The 17,159-nt window shown below is 60.0% G+C and carries 17 protein-coding genes; 8 read left to right on the top strand and 9 right to left on the bottom strand.

From position 1 onward, the window contains the following. Nucleotides 1-215 precede the first annotated feature (215 nt). On the bottom strand, nt 216-437 hold the full coding sequence (rpmE, locus tag EOI86_RS21605; RefSeq protein WP_127767775.1) for a 50S ribosomal protein L31: 222 nt from the start codon (nt 435-437) through the stop codon (nt 216-218). Between the two features lie 283 nt (nt 438-720). Between rpmE and EOI86_RS21610 the strand changes: the two genes are divergently transcribed. Then, entirely contained in the window at nt 721-1,230 is a 510-nt protein-coding gene (locus EOI86_RS21610; RefSeq protein ID WP_161973943.1) for a GNAT family N-acetyltransferase, read from the top strand. 170 nt (nt 1,231-1,400) lie between these two features. Next, complete coding sequence (locus EOI86_RS24910) at nt 1,401-3,497, top strand: ABC transporter substrate-binding protein (RefSeq protein ID WP_127767777.1); 2,097 nt, start codon at nt 1,401-1,403, stop codon at nt 3,495-3,497. A gap of 14 nt (nt 3,498-3,511) precedes the next feature. Here EOI86_RS24910 and EOI86_RS21620 read toward each other — a convergent pair whose 3' ends face one another. From EOI86_RS21620 to efp, 5 genes are all read right to left on the bottom strand, one after another. Beyond that, a complete protein-coding gene (locus EOI86_RS21620; protein WP_127767778.1) occupies nt 3,512-4,975 on the bottom strand; it encodes a peptidoglycan -binding protein in 1,464 nt (487 codons plus the stop codon). A 63-nt stretch (nt 4,976-5,038) separates the two neighbouring features. After that, on the bottom strand, nt 5,039-6,187 hold the full coding sequence (locus EOI86_RS21625; protein ID WP_127767779.1) for a flagellar motor protein MotA: 1,149 nt from the start codon (nt 6,185-6,187) through the stop codon (nt 5,039-5,041). A 137-nt stretch (nt 6,188-6,324) separates the two neighbouring features. After that, complete coding sequence (locus EOI86_RS21630) at nt 6,325-7,662, bottom strand: OmpA family protein (protein WP_127767780.1); 1,338 nt, start codon at nt 7,660-7,662, stop codon at nt 6,325-6,327. A gap of 232 nt (nt 7,663-7,894) precedes the next feature. Then, nucleotides 7,895-8,710, bottom strand: a complete 816-nt coding sequence (locus tag EOI86_RS21635) for an inositol monophosphatase family protein (RefSeq protein WP_127767781.1) — start codon at nt 8,708-8,710, stop codon at nt 7,895-7,897. Between the two features lie 116 nt (nt 8,711-8,826). Then, nucleotides 8,827-9,393, bottom strand: a complete 567-nt coding sequence (gene efp, locus EOI86_RS21640; protein ID WP_127767782.1) for an elongation factor P — start codon at nt 9,391-9,393, stop codon at nt 8,827-8,829. 170 nt (nt 9,394-9,563) lie between these two features. Between efp and epmA the strand changes: the two genes are divergently transcribed. Both epmA and EOI86_RS21650 read left to right on the top strand, forming a co-directional pair. After that, complete coding sequence (gene epmA / locus EOI86_RS21645; protein ID WP_127767783.1) at nt 9,564-10,634, top strand: EF-P lysine aminoacylase EpmA; 1,071 nt, start codon at nt 9,564-9,566, stop codon at nt 10,632-10,634. Nucleotides 10,635-10,666: 32 nt separating this feature from the next. After that, nucleotides 10,667-11,017 carry a DUF6614 family protein gene (locus tag EOI86_RS21650; protein ID WP_127767784.1) on the top strand — a complete coding sequence of 117 codons (351 nt, stop codon included), beginning with the start codon at nt 10,667-10,669 and terminating at the stop codon, nt 11,015-11,017. Here EOI86_RS21650 and EOI86_RS21655 read toward each other — a convergent pair. The 3 genes from EOI86_RS21655 to EOI86_RS21665 are packed head-to-tail and all read right to left on the bottom strand — an operon-like array spanning nt 11,014 to nt 13,281. After that, entirely contained in the window at nt 11,014-11,502 is a 489-nt protein-coding gene (locus EOI86_RS21655) for an ureidoglycolate lyase (RefSeq protein ID WP_127767785.1), read from the bottom strand. The genes EOI86_RS21650 and EOI86_RS21655 overlap by 4 nt on opposite strands. 2 nt (nt 11,503-11,504) lie before the next feature. After that, nucleotides 11,505-12,329, bottom strand: coding sequence for a bifunctional allantoicase/(S)-ureidoglycine aminohydrolase (locus tag EOI86_RS21660; protein ID WP_127767786.1), 825 nt, complete (start codon nt 12,327-12,329; stop codon nt 11,505-11,507). A gap of 55 nt (nt 12,330-12,384) precedes the next feature. Further along, entirely contained in the window at nt 12,385-13,281 is an 897-nt protein-coding gene (locus EOI86_RS21665; protein ID WP_127767787.1) for a MurR/RpiR family transcriptional regulator, read from the bottom strand. A 164-nt stretch (nt 13,282-13,445) separates the two neighbouring features. On the opposite strand from EOI86_RS21665, the gene EOI86_RS21670 reads away from it, so the two are divergent. The 4 genes from EOI86_RS21670 (at nt 13,446) to EOI86_RS21685 (ending at nt 17,148) form a co-directional block, all read left to right on the top strand. Further along, the gene (locus tag EOI86_RS21670) at nt 13,446-14,126 is read left to right on the top strand and encodes an amino acid ABC transporter permease (protein ID WP_205032291.1); all 681 of its coding nucleotides are present in this window, start codon (nt 13,446-13,448) and stop codon (nt 14,124-14,126) included. Next, the gene (locus tag EOI86_RS21675) at nt 14,123-14,833 is read left to right on the top strand and encodes an amino acid ABC transporter permease (RefSeq protein ID WP_240035780.1); all 711 of its coding nucleotides are present in this window, start codon (nt 14,123-14,125) and stop codon (nt 14,831-14,833) included. Before EOI86_RS21670 ends, EOI86_RS21675 begins: the two co-directional genes overlap by 4 nt. A gap of 35 nt (nt 14,834-14,868) precedes the next feature. Next, nucleotides 14,869-15,660, top strand: coding sequence for a transporter substrate-binding domain-containing protein (locus tag EOI86_RS21680; RefSeq protein ID WP_127767789.1), 792 nt, complete (start codon nt 14,869-14,871; stop codon nt 15,658-15,660). A 303-nt stretch (nt 15,661-15,963) separates the two neighbouring features. Beyond that, nucleotides 15,964-17,148, top strand: coding sequence for an SH3 domain-containing protein (locus EOI86_RS21685; protein WP_127767790.1), 1,185 nt, complete (start codon nt 15,964-15,966; stop codon nt 17,146-17,148). Nucleotides 17,149-17,159 lie beyond the last annotated feature (11 nt).

Raw genomic sequence — 17,159 nt, forward strand, 5'->3', positions numbered from 1 at the left:
CCTTCAGAACGAATTTTATTTAAGCACTGATTTTGGCGTTTCAAGAGGGGGATTGGACGAGCCGAAACCCGCGGTGAACCGCGAAGGGCCGACCGTTGCACAATAGAAAAGGCGCCCAAAAGAAAAGGCGTCCCCTGGGGAACGCCTTTTCGCTGTCTGTCGTCTTCCTGGCCCGTGTGTCCCGTTGGACATCACGCCGGAAGAGATCGAGCCGCTTACTTGAGGCCGAAAGAACCGAAACGCTTGTTGAACTGGGCCGCGCGGCCGCCTTCCAACATGCGGGTCGGGCCGCCCGTCCATGCCGGATGGGAGGTCGGATCGATTTCCAGGCGCAGCGTGTCGCCCGGATTGCCCCAGGTCGAGCGGGTCTGATAAGACGTCCCGTCCACCATCTGGATGGTGATTTCGTGGTATTCGGGATGCGTTTCAGCTTTCATCGCCCGTCTCCAAGTCAAAACAGTTGGGGTAAAAACAGTGGGGCGCACGAAACGGTGTTCCATGCGCCGGATCGGGGGCTTTTACGCCGTCATACTCGAAAAGGCAAGCGCGGAAAGCGGCCTATTTTTGGGTTTCTTCGACCATGGAAGGCATTGCGCGCGCGGCGAATCCGATTGAACTGGCGCGTTACGGGATGAACGCCGATTTCAGGTTCGCGGTGCCGGGCGAATCGGGAACAAGTCCTAAGGTATTATGGTGCAGATCGGAACGGATCGATTGAGGGTGCGGCCCATTGAAGCCGCTGACGAACCGCATGTGCGTGGCTATGCGGGGCGGGAAGACTTTTGCCCTTATCTGCCCGTCGATCCCAAACAACCGGAGACCGTCGTGAGCTATGTGAGACAACAAATTCAGCCAGAGGGTTTGGACTCAGGAACGGCGATTGCGCTGGCGATTGTTCCCGGTGGCGTGGACCGCCCGGTGGGAACGATTACGGTTTCGGTGCAACCCTTTCCGGTGCCCATCGGTCAGCTCGAATTCACGCTCGACCCTGAATATCGGGGCCGGGGTTACATGACGGAGGCCTTGGAGAGCGTCCTGCCCATGGCGTTCCGGGACCTTGGCCTGTTGCGGATCTGCGCCGCGTCCGACGTCGACAATGTCGACTGCCAGAATGTTCTGGAGCGGATCGGCATGCATCAGACGAAACGCCTGCCGGAATACCGCACGGTAAACGGCGAAAAGCGGGATGCCTTCCTCTATGTCCTCGATGCGCAACCTGCCACGCAATAGGAAGCATTTGGCCCGAATTCTCATACTTCCGGGCTGTTTTTTCCTCCTTGCCGGGACACACCCTAGTACGAACGGACAAATAGACGTCGTTCCGACCGCCTCCTAAGGTTCTCGCAACGCTGGCTGGCTAATGCCGGTGCAAGAGAACAAACAGCGGTGGGGAGGCGCTCGTGGAACGTCTCAAAAAGCTCGGCTCGTTTTCGCGGACCGGCGACAAGGCCCAGGACGGGCCGGCGATTTCATCCGACGGGGGCGAAACGGTCACCGCGGGCGGATTGGCCGCGCTGACCGATGCCGTCCGCCAGGTCGTAGATGGTCAGTTGGACGCGCCGATGCCTGACTTTCCGCCGGGCTCTCCTATGCATGGGCTTGTCGAACAGACCGAACGGATGCGCGGGCGCCTGCGCGCACTCAGCCAAATCATCGAGGATCATACGCTTGAGGAAGGCACCGCCGAGCGGCAGCGCCGTGACGCCATGAGCGGGTTGGCCGAGAATTTCGAGGCCGCAGTCTCGGGCTCCATTTCGTCGGTGGAAAGCCATGTGGCAACGGCACTCGACGATTCTTCAGACAGCGTGGACAGGGTTGCCCAGGTCGCTTCCGCCGCGACGGAGAGCTCCGCCAGCGTCACCGAAATAGGCCGCATGACCCAGCAGACAGCGGATTTGAGCGAACGGATGACCGAGCAAACCCGGATCGCTCAGGAAACCACTGCGGAACTGGGCAGTGCCGCGGCCGATATTCTGGGCGTTGCCGATATCATTCAGGCTATTGCCGGTCAGACCAATTTGCTTGCCCTCAACGCGACCATCGAAGCGGCCCGTGCCGGGGAGGCGGGCCGGGGCTTCGCCGTCGTCGCCAACGAGGTGAAGACCCTTGCCCAACAGACGGCGGATGCGACCGACCGGGTCAAAAACCTTATCGCCGCCGTCGATTCCGCAGCCGCGCGGGTGACCGAAGCGACCGGTGCGATCGGTGCGGCGGTGGCGGAACTCGATACAAGTGCAGGCGTCGTGGCTTCCGCGGTGGAAGAACAGCAAACCGCCAATCAGGAAATTGCCGCGAATGCTGAAGAGATTCTCGCCCGGATGCGAAGTTTCGAGGAACGAATGCAGGAAGTCCGTGGCGGCGTGCAGAAAATTCATGACGGCGCGGGCGCTTTCCTGGGGGAAATCCGTGCGGAAGCCGGCATCAAGGACGATGAAATTACTTTCGGGCAAAGCGCGCCGCTAAGCGGCAGCGCGGCCAGCCTGGGAACCGCAATGCGGGACGGAATCGCGCTCGCCTTCGCAGAGGTGAATGCGGCGGGCGGCGTCGGTGGCCGGAAACTGGCCTTGGAAACAGAGGATGACGCCTATGTTCCGGAACGCACGTTGGACAATGTTCGCGCGATGGTTCGTAGCGGGTCGGTCTTCGGCCTGATCGGGTCGGTTGGCACGCCGACATCGAAACTGGCCGAGCTTGTCGCGCGCGGGGGCGGCATTCCCTTCATCGGTCCGGTTACCGGGGCCGCGTTCCTGCGCGACCCGCAATTTCATCATGTCTTGAACATCCGCGCGTCCTACCAGCAGGAGGTGGACGCGTTGGTGAAATGGATGACGGGAACGGTGCGGGCGAAGCGGCCCGCCTTGCTGTTTCAGGGCGATGCCTATGGTCAGACGGTCAGGGCCGCCCTGGAAACGGCGCTGAAACCGCACGGCATGGATTTGTCCGCGCAGGGGGCATACGAACGTCAAACGGGCGACGTGCAGCCCGCCTATGAGATCATCCGGGCGGCCGAGCCGGACATCATCTTCATGGCCGGCACGGCGGGACCGACGGCCGCCTTCGTCCAAGCGGCACGGGACGGCGGTCTGACTTGTCCCCTGGCAACCATTTCCTTCGTCGGCAGCCGCGATTTCGCCCGGCAGGCCGGGAATGCGGGCGCCGGGGTCATCATCAGCCAGGTCGTGCCTCTGCCGACCGATGGAAGCCAGGGCGTCGTCCGCCGTTATCTCGACAGCGCCCGACGACATGGGATCTGTACCGAACCGGATTTTCAATCGCTGGAAGGCTATGTGACGGGACTGACGGCCGCGGAAATCCTGACCTCGGTCGATGGTCCGTTGACCAGGGATGCCTTCGTCAAGGCGGCGACCGGCGTGCAGCATGACGTGGATATCGGTGGTTTCAAGCTGGTCTTCGGACCGACCCGCAACCAGGGATCGGACCAAGTTTATCTGACTGAGCTGAAACCAGGTGGCGGTTTCGACCTGATTCACGCCTGAACGCGGAATAGGGATTAGCGTTCGGTCAGTTTCAATTCGATACGGCGGTTTCGTCGGTAGGCGATTTCGTCGTTGCCTTCATCCAGCGGCTGAAACTCGGCGAAACCGGTCGCGGCGAGACGCTCCGACGGGATGCCCCGGTTTTCCAGGAACTTCACGACCGAGATGGCGCGCGCCGTCGACAATTCCCAGTTCGACGGGAAGCGCGCGGTAGAGATCGGAACGCTGTCGGTATGTCCGTCAACGCGCAGGACCCAGTTGATCTCCGGCGGAATATCGCTGGAAATCTGGATAAGGGTATCGGCCAGTTGGCCCAACTGCTCCTGCCCGGCCGGCCCGAGTTCGGCGGAGCCTTGGGAGAAGAGCACCTCGGATTGGAAAACGAAGCGGTCGCCGACGACACGGACATCCTGGCGATTGCCCAGAATTTCCCGCAGGCGGCCGAAGAATTCCGAACGGTAGCGCGCCAGTTCCTGAACCTTGCTGGCCAAGGCCAGGTTTAGGCGTTTGCCCAGGTCGACGATCTGCGCCTTTTGTTCCTTGTCGCGGGCTTCAGAGGCATCCAGGGTCTGGTTGAGGGCGGAGATCTGTTCGTTGAGGGTGGCAATCTGTTCACGCAAACGGGCCGATTCAGCCCGCGCCAACAGGACGGCTTCCGTCTTCGCGTCGATTTCCTTCAGGTTGGAGCGCGCGGCGTCCTCCATATTCTCGATTTCCGCTTCTTTCTCCTCCAATGACTTTTCAAGCGCCGCCAAGCGCGCGGCCCGCAACGCCAATTCTTCGGTTCTGGCTTGAAGGTCTTCAGCCTGTGCGTCGATCTTTTCGGACTGGCTGGCGATCGTCTCCGATTGCTGTCCCAGTTCTTCGGCCTGTTTCTCGCTCAAGGCTTCCAGATCGGCGACTTGCTGCAGCAATTCCCGGCGCAGGGCGGTCAGGGCATTCACGTCCTGTGCAAGAGTGTCGAGTTCCTTCAACTGAAGCTCGATCGTCTCCTTGTTCGCTTCGACGACCGTATAGGCGTCTTCCAATTCCTGGCGCGTGCGGGACAGCAGGGCGTCGCTATCGGCCAGCCGGCTTTCCTTTTCCTGCAGATCGGCGCGAATGTCATTGGCGGCGCTCTCCGCCGCGTCCATGCGCGCCAGCACCGAATTCCGTTCAATCCGTAGCGCGCCGAGGGACGCTTGTAGGTCGTCCCGCTCGGCCAAACTTGCCCGCAGCTGGGTCGAGAGGCTTTCGATGTTGGAGCGCAAATCCTCGTTCGCCGATTGCTCAAGGCTCAATTGTTCTGCGATGTCGGCGATCTGCCGGTTCAGTTTCTCCAAGGCCGCGTCACGCCCGACCAGGGCTTCGTTGAGATAGACCTGGGAGATGACGAAGATCATCAGTAGAAAGATGATCACCATCAACAGTGTTGCCAGGGCATCGACGAAGCCCGGCCAAATGTCGAGGTTTGTTCTGCTGCGCCGGGCTAGTGCCATGGGGAGCCTTCCCCCCCGTGTCCCGGCCGTTCAAGCGTTGTCGGCGCCGTGGAAACCATGCCCTTACGCATCGCCTTCCGCGATGGCCGCGATGGTACGGGCCAGCAGGCGAATTTCGCTGCGAATTTCCTGAACGGTCTCCGTCCGGCCCGCACTTGCCTGATCGATCATGCGGTTCAAATTGGATTCGATATTGTGCAGATGCTTCACCATGGCCTGATCGGCGCCGGCTGCCGGCTTCGCCAGGGCTTCCATGACGTTCTGCAGGCGCTGCTGGCCTTCCGCCAGTTTCAACATCAGGTCCTGTTCGGTCCGCATGGAGGTGCTCAGCGTTTCCAGGCTGCTGGAAAGCGCTGCAATATCCGTGTGCGACGAGGCCCGGGATTCTTCCGCGCGCGCGATGGTACGCTGCAAGCTTTCCAAACTATCGGCGGTTTGTTCCAACAATGCCTGAATATAAGCAGGGACGGACTGATCGCCGTCGCCGATGGCCGTGCCGCCCCCGCCGCTGAGGCGGGTCAGGCTGCTGAGCCATTCTTCCAGATCGTTGTAGAAGCGGTTCTGCGCCTGGCCGGCCTGCAAGCCGAGAAAGCCGAGAACCAATGATCCCGCCAAGCCGAATAGCGATGAACTGAACGCCGTTCCCATGCCGGAAAGAGGCGCTTCCAGACCGGCTTTCAGTTCTTCAAAGGCAAGCCCGACATTCGATCCGCCGACATCGATGCCGGCGATCACGTTGCTGACGCTTTGCACTGTTTGCAACAGGCCCCAGAAGGTGCCGAGCAGCCCCAGGAAGACCAACAGGCCGACCATGTAACGGCTGATTTCCCGGGCTTCGTCCAAGCGGACGGCGATGCCGTCCAGCAGGGTTTGCATGGCCATCGTGGACAGGCTGAGGCGCGTCATGCTGCGGTCGCTGCGTTCGGACAGCATCATGGCCGCCGGGGCAAGGAGCTTCGGTGCGGCAATGCTTGTCTGCGCCCCATGGGCGCCGCGGCGGAAATTTTCGATCCAGTTGATTTCGCGATTGAGGCGCCCGACGGTCCAGAAATCGATGCCGATCCCTATGACCAGGGCCAGGACGATCGTACCGTTGAGAAAGACATTGGCCAGGAAAGCGCCGATAAGCGCCTCATAGATCAGCAGGCAACCTGCCGCGACCAAGACCAGGAACAAGATCATCCGAACAAGAAAACCGATGGGCCGTGTCACATTCGCCTCTTAATGTTCCGCCGCCGTGCCGGTCCGGGCCAAGCCGGCGGCCGTTAGGTCATCAACGATCCTGATCTATCCGGTTCCTTTGCGACCCATCCCGTATTGGCCCGCCCCGGTTTGGCGATGCCTTCGCGTCAGCCGGTGCTATCCGGCAGGATCACATCCACCCGGTTGCCTTCGCCACCATCGGTTTTGTTACCCAAGGCCCGAACATCCATGCGCGTACTGCGCACGCCCTTCTTGATCAAATAGGTCCGTACAGCCAATGCGCGGAAGAGGGACAGGCGGCGGGATTCGCTCGCCGTTTCGCCGCTGTTGCTGGCATATCCCATCAACTGGACGCGCATGTCGGGGTTGGCGTTCAGGCGTTCGGCCATACGGTCCAGTGCGGCTTCTGAGCCGGCCGGCAATTCTGATGACGTGCTACCGAACTGAATGCTGGTCTTGCCGCCACTCTCGATGACGGCATTCGGATTGACCGAAGCGACTTGCGGCTTTGTGGGCACCGGCGTGGGCACATTTGCCGTCGCCTTTGGCGCTTCCGCCACACTTGCCGCAGTGGGCGTTTCCGCTGCCTCGACTACAGGCGCTTCGATTTTCGGAATTTCAACCTTGGCCGGAACGGGGGCTGGCGACGGCGCAGGCTTGGCAGGTGCTTTCGCGACTGCTGCCGGCGCGGGCGGTGCCGTCGGTTTCACTGGAACCGGCGTGGGCTTGGGCGCTGCCGCAACCGGTTTCGGCGCCGGTGTCGGCGCAGGCGTTGGGGCAGGCGTCGGCGTTGGCTTGGGTGCCGCGGCCACGGGTTTCGGTGCCGGGGTAGGCGTCGCGGTCGACGTCGCCGCGATGCTCGGTTTCGGCGGCGGCTGCGTCGTTACACGGACAGGCTCAGGCTTTGCGGGAACCGGTGCCGCGGCGGCCGGCTGGGCTGCGGCAGGCGCGGGCGTAGCGGGCGCCTTTGGCGGCAATGCCGCGACACGGGGCGCCGTCGATTCCAGGCCGGAAACCGGGGCGGATGTACCGGAGCGGGGCGCCGCGGCATATCCCTGCGTTTGTCCCGAAACCAAACCCGATCGCGGTGCGCTTGCCGGCGCGGCAAGAAGGCTGGTGGGGGCATTCGCGGTAAGACCCGAGACCGGTGCTCGTCCGTTCAAGGTCGTTCCCCGTTGGGTGACGGGACTGCCGGCGCCCAAAACCACGGCGGGTTGCCGCAGCAACTGGCGCATGTCCGGCGGCGGGCCCAATTTGTCGAGCGCGTTTGTATTCACTTCAACCGGGTTACCCAGAACGGCGACGCCCGTGTAGTACTTTGTTGGCCCGTCTGTCTGAGCAATCGCAGGCGGCGCGACCAGGGTTATGCCGAAGGAAGCGAAGGCCAGCGCCGCTGCCATCCCGGAAAGACGGAGGTGCGAGCGTCGCATGGCGGTTTGCATGCCCCGTTCGGAAACGGAGGCTGCTGTTGCTGTGTCGGTCATGTCGTCACCCAAGAAAGCGGCTCCAAACGAATCACATGAGCGGCACCAAATAAAAGGCGCCGGTCACCAAGTAACAGTATCGGCGGATTCTCCCATCCGGCCAATTAACATTGTTACACTATCCGAGTGACTTGCGGGGCTCAACAGATACTCTCGTTGATTGGCCCCTGGATTTGCCGCTCATTTGGCCGAAATACGGGTTGATGAGGTATATATATACCGTTTCGGTCGGTTATGCGGTCTTTTCCGCCTCGCGCAATGTTTTTGCGAAGGCATTCTGGATGCCCGAATTGCTGGCGACAACCACGGGACTGGTCAGTTTGAAGTCCCGGCCTTGCAGGTCGGTAACGAATCCACCGGCTTCCTTGACGATAATCCAGCCCGCCGCGACGTCCCAGGGCTTCAGGCCCTGTTCCCAAAAGCCTTCATACCGGCCGGCCGCGACATAGGTCATATCCAGCGATGCCACGCCCCAACGGCGGACACCGGCGGAGCAGCCCATGATGCCGTGCAGGCGGCGAATAAAGGTCGCGTGGCCCTTGGGCCCGTCGCCGATCCCCAAATGCGGGATGCCGGTGGCGAAAACACTGTCCGCCAATTTGGTGCGGCCGGATACCCGCAGGCGTTTGTCGCGCAAAAAGGCACCCTGTCCTTTTTCGGCCCAGAACATTTCGTCCTTGATCGGGTCGTAGACGACGCCCGTTGTGACTTCACCGTTCTGTTCCAGCGCGATGGAAACCGCCCAATGGGGCATGCCGTGCAGGAAGTTCGTTGTGCCATCCAGCGGATCGATGATGAAACGCTTTTCCGGGTCTTCGCCGACGATCTCGCCGCTTTCTTCCATCAGGAAGCCATAGTCGGGGCGGGCCTTCTGCAACTCGCGCCGGATAATGTCTTCCGCTTTCTGGTCGGCGGTGCTGACGAAATCCGCCGGGCCCTTGCGGGACACCTGAAGCTGTTCGACTTCGCCGAAATCACGCACCAGCGCGCGGCCGGCCTTTTCGGCGGCGCGCATCATTACGTTCAGGTTGGCGGACCGGATCGCCATGGCGAAATTCCTTGCTTCTAAATTGTCGCGGTTGGAACCGCGTTTCGATCGAAGGTGCAGGCCGATAGGGAGGGCCGCCTGGGAAGCCGCAGAACCCAATGGCGGCCTGCGTCACATTAATCCTTGGCGCGTTCCGAATAGGCACCATCGGCCGTGTGAACCACGATGCGGGTGCCGGTTTCGATATGCGGCGGCACCAAAACGCGCTCACCATTCTCCAGAACCGCCGGCTTGTAGGACGAAGACTGGGTTTGTCCCTTCACCACCGGGTCCGCTTCGGTCACCGTCATGACGACGGTCTTTGGCAGCGTGACCGAGATCGGCGCACCTTCATGCGTCTGGATGGCGCAGATCATGCCTTCTTGAAGATAGGCCTTCGGAGAGCCGATCAAGTCGCCCGCGACTTCGATCTGCTCGAAGGTTTCGTTGTTCATGAAGGTGTAGACCCCGTCGGTTTCGAACAGGTACTGATAATCCGTTTCGAACAGGTCCGCGCGTTCGATGCTCTCCTGGGTCCGGAAACGCAGGTTCGTCTTGGTGCCCATCAGCGGATCACGCGCTTCGATCTGTGCGACGGAGGCGCCTTTACCCGGCTGGTTGATCTCGTTCTTCACCACGACCAGCAATTTTCCTTCATGCATGAAGGCGTTGCCGGCTCGCAGATTGATGGCAGTGTCTTTCATCGCGCTTGCGTCCCAGAGTCTGCTATGAATCTATATGTCACAGTTGCCGCCGCCGGATCGTCATTTCCTGGAAACGAAGGGGATCAGGCGAATTGCGGCGCTTTCCTATCACCGGGGCCCCCGGCAGGCAACTGTACCCGGAACAATACCGACGAACAGGCCGACAGATCATGACCAGTAAGGCGGGCAGGGACAGGTGGTGGTCGCGGGACGCGATGGCAGCACGAATGCCCAATCTGCGACGCCGCGCGCATGTCCGAAATGCAACAAGGCGTTTCTTCGACAATGCCGGCTTCACGGAAGTTGAAACCCCCGCGCTGCAGGTCAGTCCCGGGTTGGAGCCGCATCTGGCGGCTTTCGAAACCATCATGTTGCCGCCTGGGCGGGGCGGCGGGCCGTCGCTGAAACGCTATCTGCATACCAGTCCGGAATTCGCCATGAAAAAGCTGCTGGCGGGTGGGATGGAGAAAATCTGGCAACTCACACCGGTCTTCCGGAACGCAGAGGGGGCAAGCACCCATCAGCCGGAATTCAAGATGATCGAATGGTACCGCGCCGGTGAGGACTATCGGGTATTGATGCAGGATTGCGTCGACCTGCTGCGTGCTTGTGTTCCGGAAGGGGAGTCCTACAGGTTTCGGGGCAAGCAAAGCGTCCCGCATGGCGATTGGCAGGTGGTGACAGTGGATGACGCCTTCGACCTGTATTGTGGGATCGACTTACCGAAAACCCGGGAAGGGGCCGCGACAGGGTCCATGCCCGAACCGGGCGGATTGGCGCAGGACGCTGTTCGGATCGGTGTCCGCACGGCGGAGGGCGATACATGGGACGACATATTCTTTCGCATATTCGCCGAAAAGATCGAACCGGCATTGGGCCATCCGGCGCCGACGATCCTGACCGATTACCCGGTTCATATGGCTGCGCTGTCTCGGCCTAAGCCGGAAGACCCCTCCCTGGCGGAGCGGTTCGAGGTCTATGTCTGTGGGTTGGAACTGGCCAATGCCTTCGGCGAACTGACGGATGCGGCGGAACAGCGCCGCCGGTTCGAGGCGGATATGGACCTGAAACAGGAGCTCTACGGCGAACGCTATCCGATCGACGATGATTTCCTGGATGCCGTCGCGCAGATGCCGCCGGCCAGCGGAATCGCGCTTGGCTTCGACCGATTGGTTATGCTGGCCTGCGGCGCGGATGATATCAAAGACGTCCTATGGGCGCCGGTTGATCAGGACAGTTAGAGAATAGCGCGGAAAACGACAGGACAGAATCCATGGATATCTATCACGTCTGGTGCAACCTGAAACCCGGGGTCGACGATACGGAATTCGCCGATTCCGCCCATGCTTATCTACAGCATTTGTGTGAAGAGGGGTCGCTGGCCAATTATCGGCTGACCCGACGCAAACTCGGGCTCGGTCATCCCAATTTGCCGGAATGGAACATCCTGCTGGAATTCGAGGATATGACCCAGATGGATCAGGCCTTCTCCAGCGTCGCCAGCCGGGCCGATCCCGTGGAAAGCTTTCACTACGCGGTCAATTCCAAGGTTCAGGACGTCTTCTTCGCCCTCTATCGCGACTTTCCCGATGCATTTCGGGAACGCGGCGAGGAACGCTTCTAGCCGCTCACCATCACCGGCGTGTCATAGGTAAATTCCTGAAGATTATTGCCCGACCCGATCCGGTCGATGACGGCGAAGACGGCGTCGTCGCGCAGGGCGATCAAGGGCGCGTGCCAGGTGTTCGGCAGATAGCTCACACCCTGCCGCGGCGCGGTCTTGAATGCGTGTAGCATGCCGGGTTTGCCGCCGTCGTCCTCGGCCACAACGACGATAAACGGGTCCTCGGACATTGGGATGAAGGCTTGCGCACCCAGCGGGTGGCGTTCCATCACGGTCAGAGCATAGGGGATTTCGACGGCGCGCGTCCGGAACAGGCTTATGCCGGCCCGGCCGGTGCCGACGTCCAGCCGAACCTTGTCATGGTGGCGCCCGCAGCGGCCTTCATTAATGATCATGTCCGGTTCGCCTTCGGCATCGAAGACATCGCCAAAGGGGCGGAAACGATCCGCGTCGATGGGTTCGGGTTTCAGGATTGTTTCGACCATGATCAAAGCTTCAGCGGCATATGGCGGTTGACGTTCTTATAAAGCAGGTAGCGGAACGGGCCGGGGCCACGGGCATAACACGATTGCGGGCAGAAGGCGCGCAGCCACATGAAATCGCCCGCTTCCACTTCGACCCAATCCTGGTTCAATTCATATACACCGCCGCCTTCCAGCACATACAGGCCATGCTCGTTCACATGGGTTTCCTCAAACGGAATCACTGTGCCTGGCATGAAGGTCACGACATTCACGTTCATATCGTAGCGAATATCGGTCGGATCGATGAAACGGGTCGTCATCCAACCCTCGTGCCCCGGGGGCATCGGCGAGGGATCTTTTTCGCGGTCGTTGCCGGTCACGAAATCCGGCGCGTCCAATCCGTCCACCCATTCATAGGCCTTGCGGATCCAATGGAAGCATAGCGGCGCGTCGCCCACATTCTTCAAAGACCAATCGGCGGTGCAGGGAATATAGGCAAACCCCCCGGTGGTCAGGTGATGTTCCGTCCCGTCTACCGTCAACACCATGTCGCCGGTGGTAATGAAAAGCGCGTGTTGCGTGCCTTTCTCCGTCTCCGGCCGGTCGCTGCCGCCGCCGGGCATCACTTCCATTATGTATTGGGAGAATGACTCTGCGAAACCGGTCATCGGGCGCGCGATGATCCAGGCTCGCGTTCCGGACCAGAACGGAAGCTGGCTGGTGACGATATCAGTCATCACGCCTTTTGGAATAAACGCATAGGCGTTTTTGAAAACAGCTTGGCCGGTAAGCTTCTTGGTCTGATCGGGCATGCCGCCGCTCAAGGCGTAGTAGGACCGTTCTGTCACGAATTCTGTGCTCCTGTCTTTGTATCCCTCGCACGGCGCACGCGCTTGGCGGGAATTATTCCATCTCGTCTATCACGTCGTGCAAATGCTCAATCGATTGCAGGTGTTTTCGCCCCGTCTCGCCCATCTTTTCCACAACGGCGACGCTGAGAAGGTGGAAAAGCGATAGGACCGCGCCATACCGGTCAAAGGGTTCCGAGCCGCGAACCGAGCAGGGAATTGTCCAAGTGGCGGACGATAACGCGCCGGCCGTCCGGTCAGTCACGTATAGTATCTTTGCCTGCTGCTTGTTGGCTGCGGCAATGACTTTCTCCACCTGTGGAACGCGCCGCCGCATGCCGACGCAGATTAATAAGTCATCCTTTCCCAGCATCGCGATGTCCTCGGCCAAGGTCATCCCGGCAGTGGGGAGGAGGGAAACATCCTTGCGCACCTGAACGATTTGCCAATGCAAATAAGCCGCCAGGAAATAGCTGTTTCGCCAACCGACGCAGACGACGCGATCGGCTGTGCAGATAGTATCTACGATCAAACGGAAGCTATCGGGCGACAAGGATTGCAGCGTTGTTGTAATGTTTTGGACATCCTGGTCGATATGGAACTGAACGCGGCCGGCGAAGTCCTTGGGTTGATGCGACTTCTGCATCAGGTAGAGCGGCGAGCCCCAGGTCTGGGCATCGCGTGCAGCGCGGCGCGCCTCGTCATAGTTCGAAAAACCAAGCCGCTTGATCAGGCGCGTGACCGCCGCCTTGGACCCATTGGAAAGTTCGGCCAGTTCCGTTGCGGTATAGGCGGCGACTTCCCCGGGGAATTCTAGAATGAAATCGGCGATTCGGCGTTCGCTGACAGGCAAGGAAGCATATTGCGCGCGAACCGCCTTTTCCAAAGCGGTATGCGTGGCGGCGTCGTTCGCATCATGCGGTGCTTGCGGATGTTTTGTTTTTTTTGTCATGCGTCCGAGCTTTTCAAACCTTCCTAGCCTTCCGGTTTCGCGTTCGGCAACACTGATATCATTTTTTTAATTGTTGACGCACTGAAAAAATTTTTTCAATCTTCAATATCGCATGTTGCACCGCACCCGGCTTTGAGTCGGGCTGGGCGGTGGACCGGGGGCTCATGATGTTTGATCTGCGGTTTTTCGAAATCTATCGCAACGCTGACTTCCTGTGGCGGTTGGCAGAAGGTGCCTATCTCAGCATCACACTATCGGTCGCGGCCGCGCTGGTCGGATTGCTGGCCGCTTCATTGCTCGCCGTTTCCCGTTATGCGCAAATCCCGGTCCTGAAACATGTTGCGGCTGCATATGTGGAGGTTATCCGGAACACGCCGCTGATAGTGCAGCTATTCTTCGTAGCCTTCGGCCTGCCGCTGTTGCTTGGCTATCAATGGCCGTTCTGGGCCCATGCGGCGCTGGGGCTGACCTTGAATTTCTCCGCGTATTTCGCCGAGATCCTGCGTTCCGGCTTGGTGGCGATCCCAAAGGGGCAGATTGAGGCTGCGACGGCGCTTGGCCTGAAGCCGCATTTGCGTTTCATCAAGGTTATTTTCCCGCAGGTCTTCGCGAATGTGTATCCGTCGCTGACCAGCCAATTCATCTTTCTGTTCCTGACCACGGGTGTGATTTCCGAAATCGGGGTCGAGGATCTGACCCATGCGGGCGTCTTCATAGACAGTCGAACTTTCCGGTCCTTCGAAGTCTTCATCACCCTGACCGTCGCCTATGTCCTGATCGCGATGTTCTTCAAGGGCTGCATGTTGGTCATCGATCGGCACTATTTTGCATGGAAGGCGCGATGATGAAGGAATTGTTCATCGACGTTTTGGGCAAGCCGTTCGGCATTGTGATCTTCCAGCTGTTGGAGGCGACGCAATACACGGTCTATCTGTCGCTGATTGCCTTCGTCGGCGGCGGCTTGATCGGGGCGGTGATCACGCTGGCACGGATCTCCGGCAAACCGGGCTGGCGGCGTTTCGCTTCCGGCTATATTTGGCTGTTTCAGTCGATACCGCTGCTGATGCTGCTCTTTCTTTCGGGACTCGGCGTTCCACGTCTGTTGGGACAGGACGTGAATCCCTGGGTATCGGCAATCGTCTCGCTGACGCTGTATTCCAGCGCCTATCTGTCCGAAGTCTGGCGCGGCGCGATCCAAGCCATTCCCCGTGGGCAATGGGAAGGGGGCTCGGCGCTCGGCATGCGTTTCCTGCCAATCCTTCGCGCCATCATCTTGCCGCAAGCCATCCGGCTCGCGCTTGCGCCAACCGTCGGTTTCAGCGTGCAGATCATCAAGGGAACCTCGCTCGCCTACATCATCGGGTTCCATGACCTGATGAACCTGGGCAAGCGCTGGGCGAACGCGCCCGTGGAGGGCACGGAACCCTTCGTCATCTATCCGTTGATGGCGCTTATCTATTTCAGCCTGTGCTTTCCCTTGTCGCGGATCGCACTCGTCCTGGAACGACGGCTCGGCAGTTATTCGAAAGGGCCGCAAATCACCGCCGCATAACAACCAGTTTAAAATCAATGAAACAGGAGTGCCTCATGTTTGGATCTTTGAAGAAAACACTCGCTCTGGCCGCCGCCGCGGCCTCCTTCATGGCTGTTCAACCGGCCATGGCCGACCTGTCGGATGTCCTTTCTTCCGGCACGATCAAGATCGCCGTGCCGGAAAACTTCCCGCCCTTCGGCGCGTTGGGCGCCAGTGGCGAACACGAAGGCTATGACGTCGACGTCGCCAAATTGATTGCCGCGGATCTCGGCGTGGAACTTGAACTTGTGCCGGTGACCTCGAAACAGCGCATCCCGTTTCTGGAAACGGACCGGGTAGATCTTGTGATTTCCTCCATGGGGGCGAATCCGGGCCGGGCGAAGTCGATTTGGTTCTCCAGCGCCTATGCGCCGTTCTTCTCGGGCGCCTTTGCGGCCCCCGAAATGGACATTTCCTCGCCGGCCGATCTGTCCGGCAAGAAGATTGGTTTGACCGGTGGGTCGCTGGAAGACCTGGAACTGACAAAAGTAGCACCGTCCGACGCGGAAATCATCCGCTTCGGCGACAATGCAGCGACGCTTGCCGCCTATGCCTCCGGGCAGGTGGATGTACTGGTGACGGGCAGTGTCGTGGCCGCGGACTTTTCCGCGAACAACCCGGAAAAGAACATCCAAACCAAGTTCATCATCAAGGATTCGCCCTGCTTCATTGGCGTGAAGAAGGGCAGCTTCGATCTGTTGCAATGGGTCAACGTCTTTATTCTTCATAAGAAGTTGGGCGGCGAATTGAACGGTATGTCGCAGAAGTGGTTCGGCCAGGATCTGCCGCCGCTGCCGGCCCTGTAAAACTGTCATCCAAATTAGGCGGAAGCTTCATTTCCGCCCGCGGGAACGCCGGTCCGGGTCCTCGGGCCGGCGTTTTCCTTATTTCAGCTCGAAATCGCCCTATTAAGTTTTGCGGTTGGGATCTGAGTGGTCATCTTTAAAAGTCATACCCCTTCCATTCTAGCCCCAAAGGATGCAAGCTAAGCCGTCGTCGCGGAACGCGGGAAGACTACGCGGTTACCTCGGCGGTATGCGGACGGCGAACAGGGAATTCGGAGCCGGCATCACGTTTTCTACGGAGCCGGACGAAACGGGAAAAACTCAATGACCTTTATCGATACGCGGCGCGTGCTAGGCCGGACGACTGGATTGCCATATTTCCTGACGCGGACCGGTCGGCGCCTGAATGCACGTAAATTGATCAGCGCGGCCTGTCTGGGCACGACGCTTTTGACCTCGGCCTGTCAGACGGTTGAGGGGCTTTCCAACGATCTCGGCATCCAGCAAGTGTCGAAGGATGATGCCTGTGGGCAGGCGAGTACGGAACTGCGGGAAGCGCAAGGCTACTTCGAGCGAAGCATCATTCAAGGCGCGGTCATCGGCGCTGTCGGCGGCGCCATCCTTGGTGGCATTCTCGGTGGCGGCGATGGTGCTTTGGCGGGCGCGGCGGTGGGTGGCGCTGCCGGTGCGGGCGGCGGTTATCTTGCGGCGCGCCAGAACGAAGCGTCGGACCGATCGGAGTTGAACAACACCGTCTATCAGGACGCCCAAAGTGAAACCGGGGAGATTGTCCGTGCCCTTGCCGCGTTCAACCGCGTGCGGGACTGCCGTCTCGCCAGGTCGGAGACGATCAAACAGCAATTCGCGACGGGGCAGCTCACGCGCGAGCAGGCCCAGAAGATGCTGGATGTAGAAAAGCGGCGCTATTCCGACGATATCGTTGTTGTGAAGGCAATCGCCGGCAAGATTGATGAGCGGCACCAGGAATTCGTCACCGCCGTCGACACCATGGCCGAAGACAATCCCGAAGCCTCGGCCCTTTTGGCCCGCGCCCAAGAGGCTGAGGAAAATGAATGGAAAAATCCGGATGCTGTCGCCACAACGGGTTCGGCAGTTTCGCAGGATATGGTCGTTGCCAGCACGAATTTGAATGTCCGGGCGGAACCAAGCACGACCGGGGCTAAGGTTGGATTGTTGGAAGGGGGCACGGCCGCACTCAGGACCGGTCCCGATCAAGACGGATGGACACCGGTCCAACTGGCCAACGGTTCCAATGGATTCGTCGCCACCCAATATCTATCCGGGTATGAAGGCAGTGCGCCTGCGGTCAACAACCAATCCGACGAGCTAACATTGGCCTCTGTTACCCGGTCGGTTTCGAGTGATGCGGACACGGAAACGCGGACTGTCGCGGTCCTGTATGAAGGCCGCGAAAAGCGGATCGAACTGGACCGTCTTACGCAAACGGCCGAGCAGGAAGAAAACACCGCCTTCTCCTTGGACGGTTAGCAGCGGTAGAG

The organism is Hwanghaeella grinnelliae (assembly GCF_004005845.1).
Taxonomy (GTDB): Bacteria; Pseudomonadota; Alphaproteobacteria; order UBA8366; family Aestuariispiraceae; genus Hwanghaeella; species Hwanghaeella grinnelliae.

Bases quoted from the DNA above. Each gene is read 5' to 3' on its own strand.
- rpmE (WP_127767775.1), bottom strand. From the start codon at position 437: ATGAAAGCTGAAACGCATCCCGAATACCACGAAATCACCATCCAGATG.
- EOI86_RS21670 (WP_205032291.1), top strand. From the start codon at position 13,446: ATGATGTTTGATCTGCGGTTTTTCGAAATCTATCGCAACGCTGACTTC.
- EOI86_RS21675 (WP_240035780.1), top strand. From the start codon at position 14,123: ATGATGAAGGAATTGTTCATCGACGTTTTGGGCAAGCCGTTCGGCATT.
- EOI86_RS21635 (WP_127767781.1), bottom strand. From the start codon at position 8,710: ATGGCGATCCGGTCCGCCAACCTGAACGTAATGATGCGCGCCGCCGAA.
- EOI86_RS21665 (WP_127767787.1), bottom strand. From the start codon at position 13,281: ATGACAAAAAAAACAAAACATCCGCAAGCACCGCATGATGCGAACGAC.
- epmA (WP_127767783.1), top strand. From the start codon at position 9,564: ATGACCAGTAAGGCGGGCAGGGACAGGTGGTGGTCGCGGGACGCGATG.
- EOI86_RS21680 (WP_127767789.1), top strand. From the start codon at position 14,869: ATGTTTGGATCTTTGAAGAAAACACTCGCTCTGGCCGCCGCCGCGGCC.
- EOI86_RS21630 (WP_127767780.1), bottom strand. From the start codon at position 7,662: ATGACCGACACAGCAACAGCAGCCTCCGTTTCCGAACGGGGCATGCAA.
- EOI86_RS21685 (WP_127767790.1), top strand. From the start codon at position 15,964: ATGACCTTTATCGATACGCGGCGCGTGCTAGGCCGGACGACTGGATTG.
- EOI86_RS21620 (WP_127767778.1), bottom strand. From the start codon at position 4,975: ATGGCACTAGCCCGGCGCAGCAGAACAAACCTCGACATTTGGCCGGGC.
- EOI86_RS21655 (WP_127767785.1), bottom strand. From the start codon at position 11,502: ATGGTCGAAACAATCCTGAAACCCGAACCCATCGACGCGGATCGTTTC.
- efp (WP_127767782.1), bottom strand. From the start codon at position 9,393: ATGAAAGACACTGCCATCAATCTGCGAGCCGGCAACGCCTTCATGCAT.
- EOI86_RS21650 (WP_127767784.1), top strand. From the start codon at position 10,667: ATGGATATCTATCACGTCTGGTGCAACCTGAAACCCGGGGTCGACGAT.